Annotated in this window: 17 protein-coding genes and 1 pseudogene; 5 read left to right on the plus strand and 13 right to left on the minus strand. The window is 70.6% G+C overall.

The window, feature by feature from the left end:
- Nucleotides 1-24: 24 nt before the first annotated feature.
- From OG194_RS04890 to OG194_RS04900, 3 genes and pseudogenes are all read right to left on the minus strand, one after another.
- Complete coding sequence (locus OG194_RS04890; protein WP_442811492.1) at nucleotides 25-1,488, minus strand: alpha/beta hydrolase family protein; 1,464 nt, start codon at nucleotides 1,486-1,488, stop codon at nucleotides 25-27.
- A 95-nt stretch (nucleotides 1,489-1,583) separates the two neighbouring features.
- A pseudogene (locus OG194_RS04895) lies at nucleotides 1,584-2,555 on the minus strand (molybdopterin dinucleotide binding domain-containing protein); the annotation flags it as partial.
- A gap of 229 nt (nucleotides 2,556-2,784) precedes the next feature.
- A complete protein-coding gene (locus OG194_RS04900; RefSeq protein ID WP_327399590.1) occupies nucleotides 2,785-2,928 on the minus strand; it encodes a hypothetical protein in 144 nt (47 codons plus the stop codon).
- Here OG194_RS04900 and OG194_RS04905 point away from each other — a divergent pair.
- From OG194_RS04905 to OG194_RS04915, 3 genes are all read left to right on the plus strand, one after another.
- Nucleotides 2,927-3,502 carry an HD domain-containing protein gene (locus OG194_RS04905; protein ID WP_327399591.1) on the plus strand — a complete coding sequence of 192 codons (576 nt, stop codon included), beginning with the start codon at nucleotides 2,927-2,929 and terminating at the stop codon, nucleotides 3,500-3,502. The two genes, OG194_RS04900 and OG194_RS04905, sit on opposite strands and share 2 nt — an antisense overlap.
- Nucleotides 3,503-3,527: 25 nt before the next feature.
- A complete protein-coding gene (locus OG194_RS04910; protein WP_327399592.1) occupies nucleotides 3,528-4,349 on the plus strand; it encodes an SDR family oxidoreductase in 822 nt (273 codons plus the stop codon).
- Between the two features lie 245 nt (nucleotides 4,350-4,594).
- Nucleotides 4,595-5,728, plus strand: a complete 1,134-nt coding sequence (locus tag OG194_RS04915; RefSeq protein ID WP_327399593.1) for a class I SAM-dependent methyltransferase — start codon at nucleotides 4,595-4,597, stop codon at nucleotides 5,726-5,728.
- A 27-nt stretch (nucleotides 5,729-5,755) separates the two neighbouring features.
- Here OG194_RS04915 and OG194_RS04920 read toward each other — a convergent pair whose 3' ends face one another.
- The 7 genes from OG194_RS04920 to OG194_RS04950 form a co-directional block, all read right to left on the minus strand.
- A complete protein-coding gene (locus OG194_RS04920) occupies nucleotides 5,756-7,249 on the minus strand; it encodes an SDR family NAD(P)-dependent oxidoreductase (protein ID WP_327399594.1) in 1,494 nt (497 codons plus the stop codon).
- A 105-nt stretch (nucleotides 7,250-7,354) separates the two neighbouring features.
- A complete protein-coding gene (locus tag OG194_RS04925; RefSeq protein WP_327399595.1) occupies nucleotides 7,355-8,680 on the minus strand; it encodes a wax ester/triacylglycerol synthase family O-acyltransferase in 1,326 nt (441 codons plus the stop codon).
- Between the two features lie 155 nt (nucleotides 8,681-8,835).
- Complete coding sequence (locus tag OG194_RS04930; RefSeq protein ID WP_327399596.1) at nucleotides 8,836-11,151, minus strand: GH92 family glycosyl hydrolase; 2,316 nt, start codon at nucleotides 11,149-11,151, stop codon at nucleotides 8,836-8,838.
- Between the two features lie 29 nt (nucleotides 11,152-11,180).
- The gene (locus OG194_RS04935; RefSeq protein ID WP_327399597.1) at nucleotides 11,181-13,796 is read right to left on the minus strand and encodes a PA14 domain-containing protein; all 2,616 of its coding nucleotides are present in this window, start codon (nucleotides 13,794-13,796) and stop codon (nucleotides 11,181-11,183) included.
- A 186-nt stretch (nucleotides 13,797-13,982) separates the two neighbouring features.
- Nucleotides 13,983-15,203, minus strand: coding sequence for a glucose-1-phosphate adenylyltransferase (gene glgC, locus OG194_RS04940; protein ID WP_327399598.1), 1,221 nt, complete (start codon nucleotides 15,201-15,203; stop codon nucleotides 13,983-13,985).
- Nucleotides 15,204-15,254: 51 nt separating this feature from the next.
- The gene (glgA, locus tag OG194_RS04945) at nucleotides 15,255-16,406 is read right to left on the minus strand and encodes a glycogen synthase (RefSeq protein WP_327399599.1); all 1,152 of its coding nucleotides are present in this window, start codon (nucleotides 16,404-16,406) and stop codon (nucleotides 15,255-15,257) included.
- Nucleotides 16,407-16,445: 39 nt separating this feature from the next.
- Nucleotides 16,446-17,201, minus strand: a complete 756-nt coding sequence (locus OG194_RS04950) for a (2Fe-2S)-binding protein (RefSeq protein ID WP_327399600.1) — start codon at nucleotides 17,199-17,201, stop codon at nucleotides 16,446-16,448.
- Nucleotides 17,202-17,410: 209 nt separating this feature from the next.
- Here OG194_RS04950 and OG194_RS04955 point away from each other — a divergent pair, with 209 nt between their 5' ends.
- Entirely contained in the window at nucleotides 17,411-18,553 is a 1,143-nt protein-coding gene (locus tag OG194_RS04955) for a DMT family transporter (RefSeq protein WP_327399601.1), read from the plus strand.
- Here the strand turns inward: OG194_RS04955 and OG194_RS04960 are convergent.
- Nucleotides 18,543-19,769 (minus strand): transglycosylase family protein, encoded by a 1,227-nt coding sequence (locus OG194_RS04960; RefSeq protein ID WP_327399602.1) that lies wholly within the window; start codon nucleotides 19,767-19,769, stop codon nucleotides 18,543-18,545. The genes OG194_RS04955 and OG194_RS04960 overlap by 11 nt on opposite strands.
- Before the next feature lie 319 nt (nucleotides 19,770-20,088).
- Here OG194_RS04960 and gndA point away from each other — a divergent pair, with 319 nt between their 5' ends.
- A complete protein-coding gene (gene gndA / locus OG194_RS04965; protein WP_327399603.1) occupies nucleotides 20,089-21,528 on the plus strand; it encodes an NADP-dependent phosphogluconate dehydrogenase in 1,440 nt (479 codons plus the stop codon).
- Between the two features lie 232 nt (nucleotides 21,529-21,760).
- On the opposite strand, the gene OG194_RS04970 is transcribed toward gndA, so the two are convergent.
- Nucleotides 21,761-22,114: a VOC family protein gene (locus tag OG194_RS04970; protein ID WP_327399605.1), complete on the minus strand. Its 354-nt coding sequence runs from the start codon at nucleotides 22,112-22,114 to the stop codon at nucleotides 21,761-21,763.
- A 646-nt stretch (nucleotides 22,115-22,760) separates the two neighbouring features.
- Nucleotides 22,761-23,120 (minus strand): GNAT family N-acetyltransferase, encoded by a 360-nt coding sequence (locus OG194_RS04975; RefSeq protein ID WP_327406980.1) that lies wholly within the window; start codon nucleotides 23,118-23,120, stop codon nucleotides 22,761-22,763.
- Nucleotides 23,121-23,329: the final 209 nt, after the last annotated feature.

A 23,329-nucleotide genomic window follows, 5' to 3' on the forward strand; every position in this document is an offset into this window, starting at 1 on the left:
GGGAACTCCTTGCGCGGCCGGGGTTCAGGGAGCGATCCCCACGCCGTCGATCCGGCTCCACGCCCGTTCCTGACCCGCGGTCATGGCGGGCCAGGCGAGCCCTCCCGGCCGGGGCCGGATCCGGGAGGCGTACGGCGCGGGGTGGAACGTCGGGTCGTAGAAGCACCCGCTGCCGTACTTCCGGTCGAAGGCCGCGCACGAGGCCGCGACCGAGCGCGCGGTCGGCCTGCGTCCATGACGCACCCAAGTGTCCAGCGCCGCAATGGAGTTGGCGTACTCGGAGTCGCTCAGGGCGCTGTGCTCGGTCTCCTTCGTGAAGGTCTGGACGAGGTTGCCGCCCCGGCCGGCGCCCTGAAGCGTGGCGCGGTAGGCCGCCTCGTGCTCGACGAAGGCCGTCGGATCGTCGATCGCGTGCATCGTGAGGACCGGGATGGAGACCTTGCCCGTCAGGTCGCTGTCGTAGGAGAGGTCACGGCGTGCGGTGGGGTCGGCCGAGAAGCGTTCGACGCCCGCGTTGAGTGCCTTGTCGTCGTGTGAACCCGAGTACCGCACACCCTTGTTGGTGAAGGGATTGCGGCCGCCGAGGCGGGTCGACACGATGTCCCGGAACGTGAAGGTGGCGAACCGCAGATGTGATTCGAGCGAGCGCTCCGGGATGCGGGTGACCGCGAGGATGTCGTCGAGGTTGCGCTGCTGGAGCGCGGTCCGGTCCGCGGGGGCGGAGGAGAATCCGGTGCACTCCTGTAGGCGGGCGCGGAGCCCGGCGCTCGTCATGGTGGAGTCCGCGCGCAGGCCCTGCCACAGCGGGTACTGCGGCTCGGTCGGGCGGGGGTGGTTGTGGCAGTAGTACTGGTAGACCACCCGTAGGTCGACCCGGTAGTCGTAGCCGCGCGAACCGCCGCCCAGGACACCGCTCGTGAGCAGTACGCCGTCGTAGGCGCCGGGGTGTCTGCCGTAGGTCTCCGCGACCTTGGCGGCGACGTCGCCGCCCCAGGACTGGCCGTGCACATAGGTCCGCTTCGGCTTGCCGAACTCGGCGACGAACAGCTTGCGTACGTTCTCGGTGTCGGCGGCCGCCATCCGGGTGCCGTAGCCACCGCGACGGTAGGACGAGCCGGCCCAGGCGTAGCCCTCGTCGACCATGACCGCCCACCGGTTCAGGTCGTCGGTGCTGCGCGCCGGGTCCGAGGAGTCGCCGAGGTCGGGTCCGCCGTGCGCGTGCACGACGAGGGATCCGTTCCAGCGGGTCGGAACGGCCATCGCGTAGTACGCCCCGTTGGTGTCCCGGCCGGTGTAACACGTCGCCTTACCAAGCAGGTTGGGCGGGCAGGCGGCCACCGCGGGCCGCTCGGCCTGTGCCTGGGGCACGGGAGCGTTGCCGAGCGTGCCGAGGAGTGCCGCGGCCACGCCGGCGGCCAGTACCGCCCGTCGGTGGCGAGGGGCCGGGAGTCTCCGGCGTAGCGGTACGGGCGGGTCGAGTGTCGTCACGGGAGCGGCTCCTATGCATTCGCTGTGCGAAGTTGCCCTGCGAACCGTGATGTTAGGAACCGCCGCTGGTGGGGACTACCCGTCGATCATTGCGTTCATAGTGTTCGCCCGTCCTGCGACGGGGTGACGGTGACGAGTTGGTGTTTCATCAGGGGCTGGTCGCTCTGCCTGCTGTAGTCGTCGAGCCCGCAGAGGATGTTGAGTTCGGGCATGTAGCCCGCGACGCTCGCGGGCGGGATGTCGTAGGCGATGACGCGGTAGCCGTAGACCGAGCGTGTGCTGCCGTCGCGTGCGTGGCTCGTGATGTCGATCAGGTCGAACTCGGCCAGGCCCCGTTCGGCCATGTCCTTGGGGTTCATGAAGAGCAGGGTGCGCAGGTTCTTGACCCCGCGGTAGCGGTCGTCGTCGAAGTACACGGTGGTGTTCCACTGGTCGTGCGAGCGCATCGTGGAGAGGACGAGCATGCCCTGGGGCGGGGTCACGTCGGGGAGTTCGCCCGGGTGGAACTCGGCGCGGCCGGAGGCGGTGCGGAACGCGCGCTCGCGGGCGGGCTGGGTGATGCGGAAGCCGAGCGGTTCGCGCACCCGGCGGTTGAAGTCCTCGAAGCCCGGGAGGACTTGGGCCATGGTGTCGCGGATCCGGTCGTAGTCCTCGACGTACCACTCCCACGGTGTTGTCGAGTCGGGCAGTGTCGCCCGTGCCATCCCGGCCACGATCGCGCACTCGGACCTGAGGGTCTCGGCGGGCGGCCTGCGCATACCGAAGGAGAGGTGCACCTCGCTCATCGCGTCCTCGACGCTCACGCCCTGCTCCCCCGTCGTCCGGGTGTCCTTCTCGGTGCGGCCGAGGCACGGGAGGATGAGGGCCTGGCGGCCGTGGACGAGATGGCTGCGGTTGAGTTTGGTGCTCACCTGCACGGTCAGTTCGGTGGTGCGCAGTGCGGCCGTGGTCGCGTCGGTGTCGGGGGCGGCGAGGACGAAGTTGCCGCCCATCGCGACGAACACCTTCACCCGGCCGTCCCGCATCGCCTTGATGGTGCCGACGGTGTCAAGACCGTGCGCACGGGGCGCGGCGCCCCAGCCCGCCGAGGGTGCCGTGTCGTCCTCCTGGGAGATGTCACCGGGGCGATTGGGCCCACGGCCGCGCGCCGGGACACCCGGTGCTCCACGCCCCAGGTCGCCGCCGGGACGGCCTTCGGAATCCGAGCGGTCCATGGTGGTGTCCTTCGCTGTCACGACGTCGATCATCGAAATACGTGCGCTGACGTTGCCCACACCTGTCCGGTATGAACGGATTTTACAGCCCGGTGGGACCGACGCACATGGCGAGGTCCGAGGAGCGGGCGGGCGTCACGCAGTTCAGGTCCCGTTGGCCGATCCGCAAGCTCGCCATGATCTCCTGGCGTTCCGCACGGGCTGTCTCGCGGGAGGACTGACGCATGGAGTTGCGCAGCGTCGAGGAGCTGATGGATCTGCTGTACGCCTGTCGGGGCGCCTGGGACACCCCCGACCGGAGCGGCGATCCGGTCGATCTGCACGACCACGCGCTACAGACCGCCGCGCTGCTGCGCCGAAGTCGCCCCGCCGACAAGGAACTTCAGCTCGCCGGCCTGGTCCACGACATCGGCCATCTCCTTCAGTCGGGCGACGACGCCGGGCACGCCGACCACGCGGCGGACGCCGTCCGCGCCCTGCTCGGCGAGCGGGTCGCCCACCTCGTCCGCCTGCACGTCCCCGCGAAGCGCTACCTCGCGACCTCCTCCCCCGGCCGCGCCCTGTCCGCACAGAGCGCACTGACCCTCCGCACCCAGGGCGGCCCCATGTCCCCCGCCGAGGCCGCCGCCTTCGAGCGCGACCCCCTCGCCGACGACGCGATCACCCTGCGCCAGGCCGACGACGCGGCCAAGGTCGTCGGCCTCGACGCCGGGGTCCTGGAGGACTGGCGCACGGTACTGGGCATCGTGGCCGCCCGGAACTCCCGACTTCCCAACTCCCGCCTGGGGGCTGTCGACTGACGGTCCGTCATGAGACTGTACGGCGATGACGTCGTCGTACGGTCTACGGGGCCGGGCCGCTCTGATCACCGGCGGCACGCGCGGGATCGGGCGCGCGGTCGCCGAGGCGTTCGCCGAGGCCGGGGCGCTGGTGTGCGTGAGCGCGCGGGACGCCGACGAAGTGCGGCGCACCGCCGAGGAGTTGGGCGGGGTCGGTCTGGCCGGTGATGTCGCCGACCCCCAACACCTGCGCGAGCTGACCGAGTTGGCGTTGCGCGCGTTCGGGCGGATCGACGTGGTCGTCAACAACGCGGCGACGAACCAGCCGTACGGCCCGCTCATGGACGCCGATCCGGACGCGTGGCGGACGGCGTTCACCGTGAACGTCGAGGCGCCGCTGCGGCTGGTGCAGTGTGCCTGGCGGGCGTGGATGCGGGAGCACGGCGGCGCGGTGGTCAACGTGTGCACGGAGGGCGCCGGGCATGTCGGCCCGAACGTGGGGGCGTACGGCACCAGCAAGGCGGCCCTGCTGCATCTGACCGCACAGCTCGCGGGCGAACTCGCCCCGAAGGTGCGGGTCAACTCCGTCTCCCCCGGACTCGTCCGCACCGACATGGCGCGGTTCGTGTGGGAACCCGGCGAGGCGGAGGTCGCCGCCGGCCTGCCGCTCGGCCGCATCGGCGAACCGGCCGACATCGCCCGGGCCGTCCTGTGGCTGGCCTCCGACCAGGCCGAGTGGATCACCGGGGCGGATCTGCTGGTGGACGGCGGGACCCGGGTGCGGCCGGCGTACACGTCGGGCGGGTACGCGGTCCACGACCGGCTGAGGTCGGCCAGGCCGCGCAGCCCAGGTACCGCGACCAGCTGAGTAACTGTCCTGGTGGGTTTGGTGGCCGAGCCGTACCTGTGCGAGCCTGCGGGCACTCCTCCGAAAAGGCTGGCCCTGATGCTCGGCATGGTTGTCTGGGACGTCCGCTCTCGCGCTTCGACGCGAGGGCGGTAACGGCCGACTCCCCCCAACACACACGTCTGTCCGATGGACGGGCGTGGGTCCAGCCTGCTCCCCGTCGAAGTGCTCTTCGTGACCCCTGCACGTTCGACCACGAGGAGTTCATGGTGTCCACCATCCACTGGACCACCGGCGAGACTCAGCGGTCCGTCCGCTGGCATTCCGAGAACGCCGCACCTCTTCCACAGCGCACCCTCGTCGCCGACGACCGGACGAAGGCCGCCGATGCCTACCGTCAGGCCTGCGAGGGAACGGCCCTGCTCTGGCAGGGCGACTTCCACAACGCCCGGCAACTCCTGCGGGCGATGGGCCGCCGCATCGACCGCAAAGAGCCGAGGTCCGGCACTTCCCCGAGCGAGTCCTTCCGCCTGCACCGGCGCGGCAGCGGTCACCGTGCCCGTGTGCTCGGAAAACTCCTGGTGCTGCTGGACGACGACTACACCCTGGCGCTGCGCCGGGCCCCCGAGGTCCGCCAGGCGTGCCTGGACGCCTACGGCCCCTCGAAGGGCCCCACGGTGGTCTCCCTCAGGGAACTGCTGGGCGTGATCGGCGCTCACCAGTGGCGCGCGAAGGGAGTCGACGTGCCGGCGCTCGGCACCCGCGTCCATCCTCACTACGGCGTGTTCGCGCCGGTCAGGGGCGAGTACGTCGACCTGGTCGCCCAGGCACCGCTCCCCCCGGCGGTCCTGCGCGGCCCCGCCACCGGTACGGCGTTCGATCTCGGCACCGGAACCGGTGTCCTCGCCGCGGTCCTGGCCCGCCGGGGTGTCCACCGGGTCGTGGCCACCGACATCAGCCCGCGCGCCTTGGTCTGCGCCCGGGAGAACGTCCAACGGCTGGGGCTGACCGACCGTATCGAGGTGTCGGGCCCCGGCCTGTTCCCTGAGGGCCGGGCCGATCTCGTCGTGTGCAACCCGCCCTGGCTCCCCGCCCGTCCGACCAGCCCCATCGAGCAGGGCGTCTACGACCCGGACAGCGCCATGCTCAACGGCTTCCTCACCGGGCTGTCCGCCCGTCTCCGGCCGGGTGGTGAGGGCTGGCTCGTCCTGTCCGACCTGGCCGAGCACCTCGGACTCCGGACGCGCCGGCAGCTCCTCGACGCCATCCAGGCAGCACAGCTCCGCGTGGTGGACAGGATCGACACCAGGCCCCGGCACCCGCGCTCCGAGGACGCCGGCGACCCGCTCCACGCGGCACGGAGCGCCGAGATCACGTCCCTCTGGCGGCTGACGCCATGACCGGCACCGCGTGACGACAGCGCCCGGTCACCACTTGCCGGGCGCGTAGTCCTTCAGGAAGACGCCGTACAGGTCCTCGCCCTGTTCGCCGAGGACGATCGGGTCGTAGACGCGGGCGGCTCCGTCGACCAGGTCGAGGGGGGCGTGGAAACCCTCCTCGGCGAGGCGGAGCTTGTCGTAGTGGGGGCGTTCGTCGGTGATCCAGCCGGTGTCGACCGAGGTCATGAGGATGCCGTCGCTCTGGAACATCTCCTGGCCGCTGGTGCGGGTCACCATATTCATCGCGGCCTTGGCGGCGTTGGTGTTGGGGTGTCCGGCGCCCTTGTAGCCGCGGCCGAAGACGCCTTCCATCGCGGAGACGTTGACGATGTACGCGCGTCCGCTCCTCGCGGCCTTCGCGGCGGCGGCCATGGCCGGGCGGAGCTTGCTGATCAGGATGAACGGGGCTGTGTAGTTGCAGAGTTGGGTTTCGAGAAGCTCCACGGGGGAGATCTGCTCGATGGTCTGCACCCAGGTGTTCGTGTCGACCACGTCGGGGACCAGGCCGCCGGCGTCGATCGCCGTGCCGTCGAGGTGGCGGGCGACGCTGGCGTTGCCCGCGACCAGGGCGAGGTCGGCGACCTGCTGGGCGTCGAGGCCGCTGATGCCTACGGGCAGCGCGGCCAGGCCGTCGACCGCGCCGGAGCCGAAGGCGCCGATGACGTGGTGGGCGGGGAGTTCACCGGCGGGCAGCGGGGCGCTCTCGCCGTCGACGAGCGCGGCATAGGCGGAGGGCAGCCGGCGTACGGTCTGGGTCGCGTTGTTGATCAGGATGTCGAGGGGGCCCGCCTCGGCGAGTTGGTCGGCGAGGGCCACGACCTGCGCCGGGTCACGCAGGTCGGTGCCGACGACCTCCAGGCGGTGCAGCCAGTCCGCCGAGTCGTCCATGGCCTTGAAGCGGCGGATGGCGTCCTTCGGGAACCGTGTGGTGATCGTCGTGTGGGCGCCGTCGCGCAGCAGCCGCAGCGCGATGTACATGCCGATCTTGGCGCGGCCACCGGTGAGCAGGGCGCGCTTGCCGGTGAGGTCGGCGTGGTCGTCGCGCTTCTCGCGGTTCAGGCGGGCGCAGTCGGGACAGAGCTGGTGGTAGAAGTAGTCGACTTCCACGTACCGGGTCTTGCAGGTGTAGCAGGAGCGCGGTCGCTGGAGTATCCCGGCGATCCGGCCCTCCTCCGTCACCGACGACGGGAGAAGGCCCTCGGTCTCGTCGTCGATGCGCTGGGCGGAGCCGGTCGCGGTGGACTCGGTGACGGCCTTGTCGTGCGCGGTCTTCGCGGCCCGGCGGTCCTGGCGGCGGCGCTGCTTGACGCTGCGGTAGATGCCCGCGGTGGCGCGGCGGACGGTGATCGCGTCGGGGTGGTCGACGTCGATCTTCTCCAGCTCGTCGAGCACGCTGAGGCAGACGGCCAGCCGCTCGGGGTCGATGCCGGGCCCGTACACGACCTCGTCCGGGGTCGTGGCGCCGTTCTCTGTCACCGTCATCGCGCTGCCGTTTCCTTGGGTCATCCGCGGCGGCGCTCGATCGCGCACACCGTCGAACCGGGAATTTTACGGAGCGCCGGGCCGCAGCACCAAACCCGCGCCGGGTCACGACCCGCAGGCGGTGATGAGTGTCTCCACCTCCTCGGTCAGCGCGCGGGCGAACACATCGAGATCCGGTACGGCCTCGGCGTCCGCGACCAGGCCGTAGTGGACCTGTCCCCGGTACGTCGAGACGGCGACCGCGAGGGACTGGCCGCGGGCCAGCGGGGCGAACGGGAAGACCGCGGTGACCGGGTTGCCGCCGAGCTTGAGGCCGATGCCGGGCAGCGGGACGCTGGTGACGAGGATGTCGAACCAGAGCCGGGCGGCCTGGGCCGCGAGGGGTCCGCCGAGCCGGTGGCCGAGGGCGGGGACGTGGTCGGCGAGCAGGGCGACGGCGCCGGCGCCCCGGTTGGGTCCGGCGTCCTTGTTGCGGTCCATGGCGGCGCGCACGGAGTCGAGCCGGGCGAGGGGGTCCGGGTCGTCGACGGGCAGCCGTATCAGGTAGCCGGAGAGCCGGTTGCCCTGTGGCTGCGCGCTGCGCGGGCGTCGTTTGGAGACGGGGATCAGGGCGCGGGGCGCGACGCCCTCGCTGCCGTCGCCGCGTTCGTCGAGCCAGCTGCGCAGGGCGCCCGCGACGACCGCGATCAGCACGTCGTTGACAGTGCCGCCGACGGTCTTGCGGATGCGGTGCACGTCGTCGAGGTCGACGACGACTCCGGCGGTACGGCGGGTGCCCGAGGGTTCGGAGGTCAGCGCCGACGACGAGCGGACGTCCAGGGTGGAGCGGGCGACGGACGCCCCGATGTCGAGGGCCCGGCCCACGTCGGACAGGGCGCCGCGGACCAGTTCGGGCAGTCTGCGCACGTCGGGGACGAGCCCGCGCGCGGGTTCGGCACGGCGCGGGCGACGCTCGGGCATGTCCATCGGGTCGAGGATGGCGGCCGCGAGGGTCAGCGCCCGCAGTCCGTCGGCCAGGGCGTGGTGGAACTTGAACAGCACCGCGAACGAGACACCGTCCTCACCGGGCAGCACATGCGCTTCCCACGGCGGCCGGCCGCGCTCCAGCGGGCGTTCCATGAGCCGGCCCGCCTCCGCCTGGAAGTCGGCGGTCGGAGCGTGCAGCCGGACGTGGTGCAGCGGGTCGAAGTCGGGGTCCTCCTCGCGGGTGGCGCTCCCGAAGGACAGGGACAGCGGCTGCCACACGTCCCGGATACGCATCCGCAGCCCGGGGACGGCGGCGGCACGGGCGGCGAGGAGGTCGGCGGCGTGGGCTCCCGCGGTCGGCGAGTGTGCCGAGAAGACGCCGAGTGCGCCCAGGTGCATCGGGTTCCGGTCGGACTCGATGTTCCAGAACGCAAGGTCGAGAGGAGCGAGCAGGTCAGAAGTCAATTGCTTGCCTCGCGTCGACTAGGGGTGAGCCAGCAGTCAAGCGCTGACAAGCGATTACGGTCAAGTACGATCAAGCTACGCACAGTTAACAGCAGATTACATCCGGCCCCGATCCCGCCCCTCTGGGAGGGGCGGGACTCTAGAGGCGCACGGGATCACTTCAGCGCAGGTGGCGCCGCCCGGGGTGATGTACCCCACTCCGACGGGTGCGGGCCGACCGTGAAGTCGAGCGACCGTACGGAGCGGAGATCGCCGGTCGTCAGGTACGTCCGGTCGTACGACGTCCCGTCCGTCCGGGCCGCCTGGATGTAGCGGTCGGCGGCGGAGGTGCCGGGCGCCTTGATGGTCAGGGCGCCGTGCGGGTAGTAGCGGCGGTCCAGGGTCAGGTCGACCCGGTCGAAGACGGGCGTGGACAGGCCCCAGGTGTCGTAGCCGGGCTGGACCGGGAAGATCCCGATCGACGACAGCACGTTCCAGGCGGACATGGTGCCGAGGTCGTCGTTGCCGGTCATGCCGGTCGGGCCGTCCGTGAAGAGGGTGAGCGCGGCGTGGACGACGTCGGTCGTCTTCCAGGGCTGCCCGGTCGAGAGGTAGGTGTACGGGGCGATCAGGTCGGGCTCGTTCTGCGGGTTGTACTTGTCCGCGTTGTAGTAGTCGTACGGCCCGTTGACCCACACCTCGCGCGCGGTCTTCGCCGGGTCGGCCAGCAACTGGTCGTAGGCGAAGAAGGCGTCGAGCCGGTCGTTGGCCGCCTGCCGGCCGCCGATGAGGTCGACCATGCCGGGCAGGTCCTGCGGGACGAGCCACTGGTACTGCCACGACGTGCCCTCGTGGAAGCCCTCGCTCTGCGCCGGATCGGCAGGTCCGACGAAGGCGCCGGAGGCGTCACGGGCACGGAAGAAGCCGGTCGAGGGGTCGAAGATGTTCCGGTAGCTCTGGGCGCGGGCGGCATAGCGCGCGGCGTCGGCACCGTGCCCGAGGTCGCGGGCCATCTGCGCGAGCATCGCGTCCGAGAGGGCGTACTCCAGGGTGGCCGAGGCTCCGTGGTCGTAGTCGGAGTCGCCGGGCTTCGCGTGCGGGCGGTCCTTGATGTACGGCGCGAACCCGTTCGCGAGGTACTCCTTGTTCGCCTCCCGGCCCACGGCCGCCGAGTCGGTGGGCGGTACGCCGTCGGCGTTCTGCTTCAGCGCCCGGTAGGCGCGCTCCTCGTAGCCCTTGAGCAAGCCCTGCTGGTAGGCGTTGGTGAGGAACGGGGTGACCGGGTCGCCGGTCATGATGTTCGTCTCGACCGTGCCGTAGCCCCACTTGGGCAGCCATCCGCTCTCCTCGTCGATCTTGATCACCGAGATCGCCATGTCCCGGGCCTCACGGGGTGCGAGCAGGGCGAGGAGTTGGGACTGGGTGCGGTAGGTGTCCCACAGGGACCAGTTCTGGTAGTACGTGAAGTCCCTTGCGCGGTGGATCTGTTGGTCCCATCCGGTGTAGCGGCCGTCGGCGTCGCTGCCGATGTTGGGCGCGAGGAAGGACCGGTACAGGGAGGAGTAGAAGGTCCGGCGCAGGCTGTCGGAACCGCCCTGTGCTCGGACGTCGTCCAGCCGGTCCTCCCAGGCCCGTTGGGCGCGGTGGCGTACCGCGTCGAACGAACTCCCGCCCTCCGCACGGAGGTTGACGGCCGCGCCGTGCGCGTCGACGTACGAGAGAGCCGTGGTCGCCTCGACCGTACGGTCCTTCGACGTGTCGAAGCGGACGTACGCGCCGCCGCTCCCGGTCCGCGAACCGGCGGTCACCGTTGGACCGTTCCACGTGCCGTACGTGGTGAAGGGCCGGTCGAAGTGGGTGACCGTGTAGACGGTGTACGGCTTGGTGTCCTGGCAGAAGCCGCGGCCGGTGATGGAGGTGCGGACGGTCCGGTTGTCGAGGATCTCGACCTTCGAGGTGACCCCGGAGTGGAGTGACTGGGTCGCGTTCAGCAGGACGTTGGCCTTGTCGGTGGCCGGGAAGGTGTAGCGCTGGACACCGGTGCGCGCGGTCGCCGTCAGCTCGGCCTCGATGCCTGTTTTCAGGCCGACTTGGTAGTAGCCGGGGCTCGCGTGCTCGTCGTCGTGGCTGAACTCGGCCGCGTACTGGGCGTAGTCCGTCTGTGTCACCTCGCCGGTCGTGGGCAGTACGGGCAGGTCGCCGCCCAGCCCGCAGCCGACGCCGGAGAGGTGCACGAGGGAGAAGCCGCGGATGTGGTTCTGGGAGTAGTCGTATCCGGTGTTGTGGCCGGTGTCCGGCGAGAACTGCACCATGCCGAAAGGCACGGCGGCGCCGGGATAGGTGTTGCCGTCGTTCTCGGTACCGATGAACGGGTTGACCAGGTCGGTGAGTTGACCATGGCCGGATGCTTCGGCTGCGGCGGGGACGGCGAACAGCGCGGACGCTGCCACCGCCCCCGCCATGCCCAGGCGCAGGCGCCGGGTCCATCTCATGCGGGTGTGCCTCCGGTCGGCGAAAGGGGTCAGGTGGTGGGGCAGTTCGCGGGCGTCGCCTGCGAGGCGTCGCGGATCAGGGCCTGCTGAGCGGCCCTCACCCTCTGCGCGTCGGGCTTGAGCACGCGCCGGTCGTACGTCATGAGCCCGTTCAACTCGCCCTCGACGTCGGATATTTGGGTGTAGACCGCGCCGTTGCTCCCCTGACAGGTCAGGGCGTGCACCTCGGCGAGCTTGGCGAGGTAGTCGTCGGTGTAGGCGGCGGGGTCGACGTCGACGTACGACTGCTGGACCGACCACGCGTGTCCCGGCACCGCGAGCCCGAGGCCGCCGTACTCCCCACTCACCAGGGCGCGTTGACCGTCCGGGTGAGGTGGCAGGGCGGGGCTGGGATAGCCGTGTTCGTCGATGATGTCGCCGGTGCCGCCGTCCACGCCGAGGTTGATGCCGGACATGCTGTTGACGAGGCGGGTCGGGTCCCAGGCCTTCGCCTGGTCGGCGATGCGGGCCTCGTCGTACTGGCCCCAACCCTCGTTGAACGTCACCCACATGACGACCGACGGGCTGCTGATGTGCTCGTCGATCATCTGCTTCATCTCGCGCTCGTACTCGGCACGTGCGGCGGCGGACGGGTTCACCCCGGCGGTCATCGCCGGCATGTCCTGCCACACCATGAGGCCGAGCCTGTCGGCCCAGTAGAACCAGCGGTCGGGTTCGACCTTGATGTGCTTGCGCACGGCGTTGAAGCCCAACTCCTTGTGGATCTTGAGGTCATGGGCGAGTGCCTCGTCGGTCGGGGCCGTGTAGAGACCGTCCGGCCAGAAGCCCTGGTCGAGGGTGGCCATCATGAAGACGGGCTTGCCGTTGAGGACCGTGCGCGGGACGCCGTCGACCTTCTCGACGGCGATCGAGCGCATCCCGAAGTAGCTGCCGACGCGGTCCTTGCCGACGGTGACCTTCAGGTCGTAGAGGAACGGGTCGTCGGGTGACCAGAGGCGGGGGTTCTTGACGGTCAGGGTGAGCGGGCTGCCGGTGCGGCCGTTCACGGTGGCGACCTGCCGCTTTCCGTCGTACGCCGTCGCCGTGATCGGTACGCCGTCCCGGACTCCCTTTGCCTCGACGGTGAGTTGGCTCTTGGTGACGTCGGGGGTGAGTTTGAGGGAGTCGACGTGGTCGGGGGCGACCGGTTCCATCCAGACCGTCTGCCAGATGCCCGAGGTCGGGGTGTACCAGATGCCGCTCGGGTCGAGGCGCTGCTTGCCGATCGGGGGGTTCTCGCCGTTCGCCGCGTCGGTGGGGTCGTAGACGCCGACGATCAGCTCCTGGGTGCGGCCGGGCTTCAGGGCGTCGGTCACGTCGGCGCTGAACTTGTCGTAGCCGCCCTGGTGTTCGGTGACCTTCGTGCCGTTGACGTAGACCTCGGCCCGCCAGTCGACGGCGCCGAAGTTGAGCATCAGCCGCTTGCCCGAGCCGACCTTCCAGTCGGCGGGGACGGTGAAGGTGCGGCGGTACCACATGCGGTCCTCGTGCCGTTCCAGGCCCGAGAGCTGGGACTCGACGGGGTACGGGACGAGGATGCGCTCGGCGAGGTTCTTGCCGACCGGCGGCTGCTCCCCCGCCGTGGCTGCGGCGAACTGCCAACTCCCGTTCAGGTTGCGCCAGTCGGTGCGGGTCAGTTGCGGGCGCGGGTACTCGGGGAGGGCGTTGTGCGGGCCCACCTGGTCGGCCCACTGGGTGCGGAGCTCGTAGGTGGAGCGGTTCGGGCCGGTGCTCCAGAAGCCGTTGATAACGTTGCCATCCGCTGACGCGAGACCGGCTTCACCGTCGTAGCGGATGTCCGCGGTGCCGGGTGCGGTGCCCGTCTTGTTGCCTACTACGGGTTCCGCGAGCGGGACGAGCAGCGTGCGCGGGTCCTTCAGGTCCAACTTGGCTGCTCCCAGGGGCCACTTGGCGCCGCCGATCACCGCTTCGAGGTGGTCGGTCAGGTCGGCCGGGGGTGTGGCGAGGGGCTGGGCGAAGTCGAGCTTCAGGGTGCGGCCGGTGCTGGTGACGGTGGCGGCGATGGCGCCGTCGTAGTCGTAGCCGTCGGGGAGCCGGAAGGCCGACTGCGGGATGGCCGTCTTCGTGCCGCCGGGCTCGGTCCAGCGGACGTGGAGGTTGGAGCCGCCGTAGTGCTCGAAGTACTCGACCTTGATGTCGTAGGCCGTGCCGGCGGTCAACTCGACGGGGGTGGAGGTCTGTTCGCGGTCCCAGTCGTCGACCCAGTGGTCGATGACGAGTTGTCCGCCGATCCAGAGGCGGAAGCCGTTGTCGCCGATGATCGAGAAGGTGTGGGGGCCGGTCTTCGCCGGGACGAGCTTGCCGGTCCAGCGGACACTCACGTCGTCCGACCGGCCGGTGGTGAAGGCGAGTCGGGGTTCGAGGTTGTCGAAGTCGAGGTTCGGATCGAAGCCGGTGGCCTTGAGGTCGGCGAAGTCGAAGGCGCCGGGGGCGGACTGGGTGTAGTACTCGCCCTTCAGGCCGTGGATCTCGACGGGGTCGTCGGCGGCGGTGGCGCTCGCGGTGGGGACGGCGGCCAGCCCGGCGATGCCGAGGGCCAGGGCGAGCAGGAGCGCGAGTCGGTCTCTGAGTCGTCTGATGCGCACGGAACCTCCATAACAACGTTGTCATAGGCGGCAGTTGGCATGACAACACGGATTCCGCCTTCCGTCCAGGGACATGACAAGCGCGGGCGGGGCCGGGGCGGGAAGGGGGCACGGCAGGCACCCGGACAGCGCGAAGCCCCGGTGCGGCCGAAAAGCACCGGGGCCCCGGATCGCCAAGACGTGGCGTTACGTGACCAGTTGGCCCTTCCCGAGTGCGATGACGCCACCCTTGGAGACCGTGTACAGGTCGGCGTCCCGTTCCGGGTTGACGCCGATCGTCGCGCCCGGCGGTACCTCGACGTTCTTGTCCAGGACCGCGCCCCGGACCACCGCGCCCCGCCCGATGTGGACGTTGTCGTGCAGGATCGAGCCCTGGACGACGGCTCCGGGGTCGACCACCACGCCCGGGGACAGCACCGAGCGCGTGACCTGGCCGCGGATGAGGCAGCCGGAGCTGATGATCGACTCGCTGGCCATGCCGCCGGCGTTGAAGCGGGCCGGGGAGAGCTGGCCGGAGTGCGTGTAGATGGGCCAGTTGCGGTTGTAGAGGTTGAAGGCGGGGCGCTCGGCGATGAGGTCCATGTGGGCGTCGTAGTACGCGTCCAGGGAGCCGACGTCGCGCCAGTAGCCCTGGTCACGGGTGGTCTCGCCGGGGACGTGGTTGGCGCTGAAGTCGTAGAGCGCGGCCTCGCCCCGTTCGGTGAGCGCGGGCAGGATCGAACCGCCCATGTCGTGCACGGAGCCGAGGTCCTCCGCGTCGCGCTGGAGAGCCTCTATCAACGCCTTGGTGGTGAAGATGTAGTTGCCCATCGAGGCGTAGACGCACTCCGGGTCGTCCACCAGGCCGGGCGGGTCGGCGGGCTTCTCCAGGAAGTTCTCCACCGTCTGGCCGTCCGAGCCCGGGGTGATCACGCCGAACTGCGAGGACTCCGCGCGCGGGACGCGGATTCCGGCCACGGTGACGCCCGCGCCGCTCTCGATGTGCTGGGCGAGCATCTGGCGCGGGTCCATGCGGTACACGTGGTCGGCGCCGAACACCGCGACGTACTCGGGGCGCTCGTCGTAGATCAGGTTCAGCGACTGGAGGATCGCGTCCGCGCTGCCGAGGTACCAGCGCGGGCCGAGGCGCTGCTGGGCCGGGACGGGTGTGACGTAGTTGCCGAGCAGGCTGGACATGCGCCAGGTGGTGGTGATGTGGCGGTCCAGCGAATGCGATTTGTACTGCGTGAGCACGCAGATGCGGAGGATGTCCGCGTTGACGAGATTGGACAGCACGAAGTCCACGAGGCGGTACGTTCCGCCGAAGGTGACCGCGGGTTTGGCCCGGTCGGCGGTCAGGGGCATCAGCCGCTTGCCCTCACCGCCCGCCAGTACGATCCCGAGCACCGAAGGTCCGCCACGACGCATGGCCGCTCCCCTCACCCTGGTTGACCCCAGCCTGCCCCTGAGCAGCGCACACTAAGCCTGTTTGGCGATCTCCCCGTAGAGCCGCGCGGTACGCAGCGCCACGGCGTCCCAGCCGAACTCGCCGACCGCGCGCTCCCGCCCGGCCTCGCCCATCCGTTTCGCAGTCTCCGGGTCGGCGAGCACGGAGTCGAGAGCCAGCGCGAGGTTGGCCTCGAAGTCGTCGTCGACGGACACCAGCAGCCCCGTCTCCCCATGTGCCACCACTTCCGGGATGCCCCCGACACGCGAGGCGACCACGGCCGTACCGCAGGCCATCGCCTCCAGGTTCACGATCCCCAGGGGCTCGTACACCGAGGGGCAGGCGAACACGGTGGCGTGGGTGAGGAGCTGGATCACTTCCGGCCGCGGCAGCATCTGCGGGATCCAGTGGACGCCCGCGCGGACGCTGCTCAGCTCCTGGAAGAGCTCGCGGAACTCCCGGTCGATCTCGGGGGTGTCCGGCGCGCCCGCGCACAGCACGACCTGGGCGGCCGGGTCGATGTCCCGCACGGCGCGCAGCAGGTGTGGCACGCCCTTCTGGCGGGTGATCCGGCCGACGAACAGCACGTAGGGGCGGTCGGGGTCGATGCCGAGCCGGGTGAGGACGTCGGTGCCGTGGTCGGGCTGGTAGAGCGTGGTGTCGATGCCGTTGTGGACCACCTGCACCTTGGCCGGGTCCAGCGTCGGGTAGCAGGTGAGGATGTCCTCGCGCATGGCTCCCGATACGGCGATCACGCCGTCGGCGGCCTCGATCGCGGTGCGCTCGGCCCAGCTGGAGAGGGCGTATCCGCCGCCGAGCTGCTCGGCCTTCCAGGGGCGCAGCGGCTCCAGGGAGTGGGCGGTCATCACGTGCGGGATGCCGTAGAGGAGCTTGGCGAAGTGGCCGGCGAGGTTGGCGTACCAGGTGTGGGAGTGGACGAGCTCGCGGCCTTCGAGGGCGGCGGCCATGGAGAGGTCCACGGAGAAGGTGCGCAGGGCGTCGTTGGCGCCGTCGAGGGTGGGCCAGGAGCGGTGGCGTACGACGCCCTCCGTGCGGCCCTCGCCCCAGCAGTGCACGTCGAGATCGACCAGGGGCCTCAACTCCCGGGCGAGGAACTCCACATGGACGCCCGCGCCGCCGTACACATCCGGCGGGTACTCCCGGGTCAGCAGTCCCACTCGCACCCGAAACCCCTTGTTCTCGGCGGCTGATTGCCCTCATGGTCACCCAGAAGCGGCGTTTCGGGAAGAGCCAGGCGGCTGTGTGAAGCAGCAGTCCCCGCACACGCCGCCACCAGGGACCCGATAGTAGAGGCAGCAGCTGCGGCGCCGGAAGGAGCTGCCGGTGAACGTTCCGGTGCCGGCGAGGAGCGGGTGGGCGAAGAGCTCCGCGGTGAGCGCACGCGCGCGCGTGGCCACTTCCGTGCGGCCACGCGTGCGTGCCCAGCGGTCCAGTTCCCGTGCGGCGCCCGCGAGCGCGGAGGCCGCGTTGCCCCACAGGAGCCCGGTAGCCGTGCGGTGGCGGGCTGCCAGAGCCGCGTTCAGGGGTTCGAGGTGGGCGTGGAGGACGGTGTCCGCGAGGTCTGTGGCGTCGCCGGGCAACGGGCGGACCTCGGCCAGCCACAGGTCGTCCGGGGCGCTGCGGTCGGCGTCCCAGTGCAGCAGCCGGGGATCGAGGTCGGGGATACGGCCGTACAGGGCGGCGCAGCCGAGCGCCACGGACCACAGCCGGGCCGCGAGCGCCTGCTGGGCGATCGAGGCGGCGACGCGCAGTTCAGGGGCCTGGAGACGCTCCGCGACGATCTGGACACGAAAAGTCAGGGAATTTCCGTAAACCTCCGACGCCGGGTTTTCGTAGGTCCGCGCGAGCGTCGGCAGCGGGCCGTACGGGGCTGCGCCCGTGCGTAGTACGAAGAAGCCGCCGAGAGGGCGGAGCGCGGCGAGTTCGGGGTCGAGGTCCACGAAGAGCAGTAGTACCAAGGCTCTTAGGGGTTTCCCCCAGGGGGTGTCGCCCGGTGTCACCCACCTTGGGGAGGACAAGGTGCCTTTCGTACTCCATCGGCAGTACTACCCAATCGGTGCTCAGGTACGACGACGGGAAGAACATCGAGCGGCATCGTGTTCTGTATGAAAGCCGACCGTTCGCCGCGTGGTGCCAGAGGTACCCGCCTGACGCAGAGGAGCTGCCGATGAGCGCCCTCGCGTTGTCCATCCTGCTGTCGCTCGTCTCCGCCGTGGCCTACGCCGGCGGAGCGATCGTGCAGGAGCGCGTCGCGGTGTCCTCCCCCGACCAGGAGTACGCGCCGCTGCGCCGCCCGAGCTGGTGGGCGGCGGTCGCGTTGAACGGTACGGGCGGTCTGCTGCACGTGGTCGCGCTGGCCTACGGCCCGCTGAGCCTGGTGCAGCCGCTGGGCGCGCTGACGATCGTGTTCGCGCTGCCGATGGCGGCCCTGTTCGTCGGCCGCAAGGCCGGCTCCACCGCCTGGCGCGGCGCCATCATGGCGACGATCGGTCTCGCGGGTCTGCTGTCCCTGGTGGGTACGTCCGACGGTCAGTCGCTGAGCACCGCCCAGCGGGTGTCCGTGGCCGTGTTCACCGGCGCGGTGGTCGTGACCCTGATGATCGCGGGCCGCGCGGCACACCGGCACCCGGTGGTGCGCAGCGTGCTGCTGGCGACCGCGTCCGGCATAGCGTTCGGCATGTCCTCGGTGTTCACGAAGACGGTGACGGTCGACTGGGACAACGGCGCGGTCTCCGCGACCGACATCCCGTTCCTCGGCGTGATCGCGGTGTTCGCCGTCGCCGGTCTGATGCTCTCGCAGGCGTCCTACCGGGGCGCGGGCCTGGCGGCTCCGCTGGCGGTCCTCACGGTCGTGAACCCGGTGGTGGCGGCCGCGGTCGGCATCACGATGTTCGGTGAGACCTTCCGCTACGGCACGACGGGCACCCTCCTCGCCCTGTCCGCCGGAGTGGTCGCCGCGGGCGGCCTGATCCTGCTGACCACGGAGCGGCTGGGCAGCGAGAGCGTACCGGCCGACACCACCGCACCTCCTGTGGTGCCCTCGCCCGTCGAGGAGTTGCTGGACGCCCTCCCTGGACAGCCCGTCGGCGTGAGCGCGAACGTCGACGTGCCGGCCGCGGACATCACGGCCGGCACACCGGGCGACGCGATCCTCGTCCCGGCCCAGGCGGCGATCCCGGCCGGCGAGGGTTACGAGACCCTGGAGCCGGCCGGACCCGCTGAACCGGTCGGCTACTTCGGTCCGTTCCACGCCGGGCTGTACGTGATGATGCCGGTCCACGACCGGCGCCGTACCCGAGTCAAATCCTGACGCCGCCGGCCCGCAGATAGGCGAGCGGGTCGATGTCGGAACCGAAGCCGGGCCCCGTCCGCACCTCGAAGTGCAGATGCGGGCCCGTGGTGTTCCCGGTGGACCCCGACCGCCCGATGCGCTGCCCCTCGCCCACCGACTGGCCGTCCCGCACGGAGATCGCGGACAGGTGCGCGTACTGCGAGTACCGCCCGTCGGCGTGCCGGATCACCACCTGGTAGCCGTAGGACCCGGCCCACCCCGCGCTGACGACCGTCCCCTTCTCGATGGCCTTCACCGAAGTACCGGTGGGGACGAGGAAGTCGACGCCGGTGTGGTAGCCCTTCGACCAGGAGGAGCCCGTCGCGTGGTACGCGGTGCCGATGGGGGCGTTCACCGGGGCGACGAGGGAGTGACTCGTCGTCTTCTTGTGGGTGACCTTCTCGGTGGTCTCCGAAGAGGCCTTCTTCTTCGGAGACTTGGTGGTCGACGACTTGGTGGCCGGTTTCGTCGTCGTGTGGGCCGCGGGGGCCGCCTTGCCGTGCAGGCTGAGCCGCTGGCCCGGCAGGATCAGGTCGGGATCGTCCCCTACGGTGGTGCGGTTCGCGGCGTAGAGCCCGTGCCAGCCGCCGTCCACGCGCTCGGTGTCGGCGATCCCGGAGAGGGTGTCTCCGCGCACGACCGTGTACATCTCGACGGTGCCCGCACGGGACTGCGGTGTGGTCTGCGGCTGGACGTCCTTCACGGACCGCTTCACCACGGTCTGCGTCCTGGCGTCCTTGGCCTTGGCCTTGTGCGCCGCGGTGCTCTCGGTCCTGCTGCCGCCGACGTGGATGTCGGGGGTGCCGCCGCCCCGGGTGAGTCCGGCGCGCACCGAGCACACCGGCCAGGCGCCGGGTCCCTGGCCCTTGAGCACCTTCTCCGCTACGGCGATCTGCTGGTCCCGGGTGGCGAGGTCGGCGCGGTGCGCGTACGCCGTGCCGCCGTAGGCCTCCCAGGTGGACTGGGTGAACTGCAACCCGCCGTAGAACCCGTTGCCGGTGTTGATGCTCCAGTCGCCGCTGGACTCACAGGCGGCGACCTTGTTCCAGGTGCTCACATCGGCCGCCTGGGCGGTGCCCGCGCCGACGGTCGCGAGCGGGATCGCGATGCCCGCGCCGCCCGCCGTGACCGTGAGCAGCGAGGCCCGGTTGATCCTGCTCGGCTGATACCGGCGGTGCCGGCCGCGTACGGCCATGGGGAATCCCCCTCCACATGCGTCAGGAGGGCCAAAAATAAGCGCCCCGAACAGGCCATGACAAGACGGCAACCGGCCTCCCTGTGGCTCAAGTGACCGGTATTCCCTGCCTGTTGGGAAACGGGTGGGGCTGGTGGGGTTGGGGTTGCGTTTCCGCGGAAGGAGCGCAGGTGGAACACCGACCGAAGGCGGACAACTTCGCACGGCCAGCACGTGCGGTCGGGGTACCGGCGGGCCAGGATGGTCAGTGGGGCAATACTGGCGAGCACGACCGGTACCACCGATGTCAGGACCTTCCTGATCTTTAGGAGCCAACCGAATGAGCACTTCAGCGCAGATCGGCGTCACGGGTCTCGCGGTCATGGGCCGCAACCTCGCCCGCAACTTCGCGCGCAACGGCTATACGGTCGCCGTGCACAACCGGACCGCGTCCCGCACGCGCGACCTGGTGGCGGAGTTCGGCGGTGAGGGCGACTTCATCGCGGCGGAGACCGCCAAGGACTTCGTGGCGGCGCTGGAGCGGCCGCGCCGCCTGGTCGTCATGGTGAAGGCCGGTGACCCGACGGACGCGGTGATCCAGGAGTTCGCCCCGCTCCTCGAACCGGGCGACATGATCATCGACGGTGGCAACGCGCACTTCGCCGACACCCGGCGCCGGGAGCGCGACCTGCGCGAACAGGGCATCCACTTCGTCGGCATGGGCGTCTCCGGCGGCGAGGAGGGCGCGCTGCACGGGCCGAGCATCATGCCGGGTGGCCCGAAGGAGTCGTACGACTCGCTCGGTCCGATGCTGGAGAAGATCTCCGCGAAGGCGAAGGACGGGGCGCCCTGTGTGACCCACGTGGGTCCCGACGGCGCCGGGCACTTCGTGAAGATGGTCCACAACGGCATCGAGTACGCCGACATGCAACTGATCGGCGAGGCGTACCAGCTGCTGCGCGATGTCGCCGGGTACTCCCCCGCGCAGATCGCGGACATCTTCCGCACCTGGAACACGGGCCGGCTGGACTCGTACCTGATCGAGATCACCGCCGAGGTGCTGTCCCACGTGGACGCGGCCACCGGCAAGCCGTTCGTTGACGTGGTCGTCGACCAGGCGGAGCAGAAGGGCACCGGCCGCTGGACGGTCCAGATCGCCCTCGACCTCGGCGTCCCGGTCTCGGGCATCGCCGAGGCGGTCTTCGCCCGCTCCCTCTCCGGTCACGCGGCGCTGCGCGAGGCCTCCCGGGGTCTGGTCGGTCCCACGGCCTCACCCCTGAGCGAGTCCGAGGCCGGGGCCTTCGCGGACCGGGTTGAGCAGGCGCTGTACGCGTCGAAGATCGTGTCGTACACGCAGGGCTTCCACGAGATCGCGGCAGGCAGCGAGGAGTACGACTGGAACGTCGACCTCGGCGCCATCTCCTCGATCTGGCGCGGCGGTTGCATCATCCGCGCGGCCTTCCTCGACCGCATCCGCGCCGCGTACGACGCCCGCGCGGACCTGCCGAGCCTGCTGTCCGACGAGACGTTCGCGCAGGAGATCGCGGCGGCGCAGGACGACTGGCGCGAGGTCGTCGTCGCGGCCACCCGCCAGGGCGTCCCGACGCCCGGTTTCTCGGCGGCCCTCGCGTACTACGACGCGTTGCGCGCCGAGCGGCTGCCCGCGGCGCTCACGCAGGGGCAGCGGGACTTCTTCGGGGCGCACACGTATCGCCGGGTGGACCGGGACGGGGCGTTCCACACGCTGTGGGGTGGGGACCGGTCGGAGGTCACGGCCTAGGGAAACCCCGGACGGGGGGCGCAGGGACACGGCGGGCGGGCTGCCACAGCTCGTCCGCCGTCCTGCCGGAAGGCCACGGGCCGGGGGGCTGCCACGGCTCGCCCACCGGAAGGTCACGGGCCGGGGGCTGGCACGGCTCGGCCGCCGGAAGGCCACGGGCCTGGCTGGCTGGCTGGCTGGCTGGCTGGCTGGCTGGCTGGCTGGCACAGCTTGCCTGCCGGAAGGCCACGGGTCAGGCGGGCTGCCACAGTTCGACGCGGTTGCCCTCGGGGTCGGTGACCCAACCGAAGCGGCCGACGCCCTCCATGTCCTGCGTCTCCTCCGCCACGTCCGCGCCCTTGGCGCGCAGTTGCGCGAGCATCGCGTCGAGGTCGCGGACGCGGAAGTTGAGCATGGTCTGCTGGGTCCGGGACCCGAAGTAGTCGGTCCCGGACTCGAACGCCGCGAACACCGTCGGCCCCGCTTCCTGACCCCACAGACCGTGCTCGTCGGCGTCCAGTCCGAGGCAGTCCCGGTACCACGCGCTCAGGGTCCCCGGGTCGGTGGCCCGCAGGAAGTATCCGCCGATTCCCAGCACTCGTTCCATACGGCCATCCTGCCAGGACAGCGTCCACGGCGCCGGTCCCGGGCGACCGGTCTCAGGTGAGCGGCGGCCCCGGCTCGGGGCTCGGTACGGGCTCGGGGCCCGGCGGGATCGGGGACGGCGACGGCCCCGGGGTGGGGCCGGGTCCCGGCGGCGGCGCGGGCAGCGGTACCGGGGGCTCCGGGTCCGGCACGGGTACGGGACCGGGTCCGGGCACCGGGTCCGGCGTGGGACCGGGGCCCGGGGTGGGTGCCGGGGGTACGGGGTCGGGGTACGGGTGGGTCATCGTGTCCTCCAGTCAGTGGTGAATGTCGGCTACGTCGGCCCTGGACTACTCCCCCGCGTACCCGTGACCGGCGCGGACACTCACCCGGGTGGACTCACCCGACGCAAGCCGGCCGCGAACCGCGACCAGCCGGGCGCAGCCCTCGGTGGATGGGAACGGTGCGTGGGTTGCGAACGGTTCGTGAGACCTGCGGCCGATGCGCCGCCCCTCTTCCTCGACCAGCGTCACGGTCGGCTCCAGGGCGCTCTCCAGCGCCGCCGCCATCGGGCGGTCACCGCGCAACCCTGGTACGGGAGTTGAAGCCGCCCTTGGAGCCGACCTCACATCGAGCCGAGACCAGCCCCCGCATCACCCGCGGGTGTCCTAGAACCGCCCCGGATGCGCCCCCAGCCACTCCGTCGCCGCCCGCTGCAACTCCGGGTCCGCGGCCGGTGCCTCGTCAGGATGCCGCTCCGCCCACTTGACGACGTACGGGCACAGCGGGGCGACGACGATGCCCTCGCGGGCCGCGATGCCGTACAGCTCGCGGGCCAGGGAACCCGCGATGCCCTTTCCCTCGTGGGCCGGTTCCACGAGCGTGTGGACCGGGACGAGGGCGCGCGCGGGGGATTCGAGGACGAAGTACTCGATGTGGCCCACGACTTCACCGCCGGCGATCGCCTCCAGTCGGCCCGCCGCCCGGTCGTCGCGGATCTCGATCTCGCTCATGGGCTTCCTCCAGATGCGATGGTCAGGCCGTGAGGTCGGCGGAGTCCACACCCGAGCGTAACGGATGGTGATCACCAGGTCTCCGGGATGTATCGGGCAGGCGGCCGGACGCGCCTTTTGTATGGACCAGGTAAAGACCGTGGTTCACAGTTTCGGTTGCGGTTGCCGGTTCCCGTGCGGGGGATGAATGTGGCCACACAGGCCGGATCAGCACCCTGGAGACG

Origin of the sequence: Streptomyces sp. NBC_01288 (assembly GCF_035982055.1) — a bacterium.
Classification (GTDB): Bacteria; Actinomycetota; Actinomycetes; order Streptomycetales; family Streptomycetaceae; genus Streptomyces.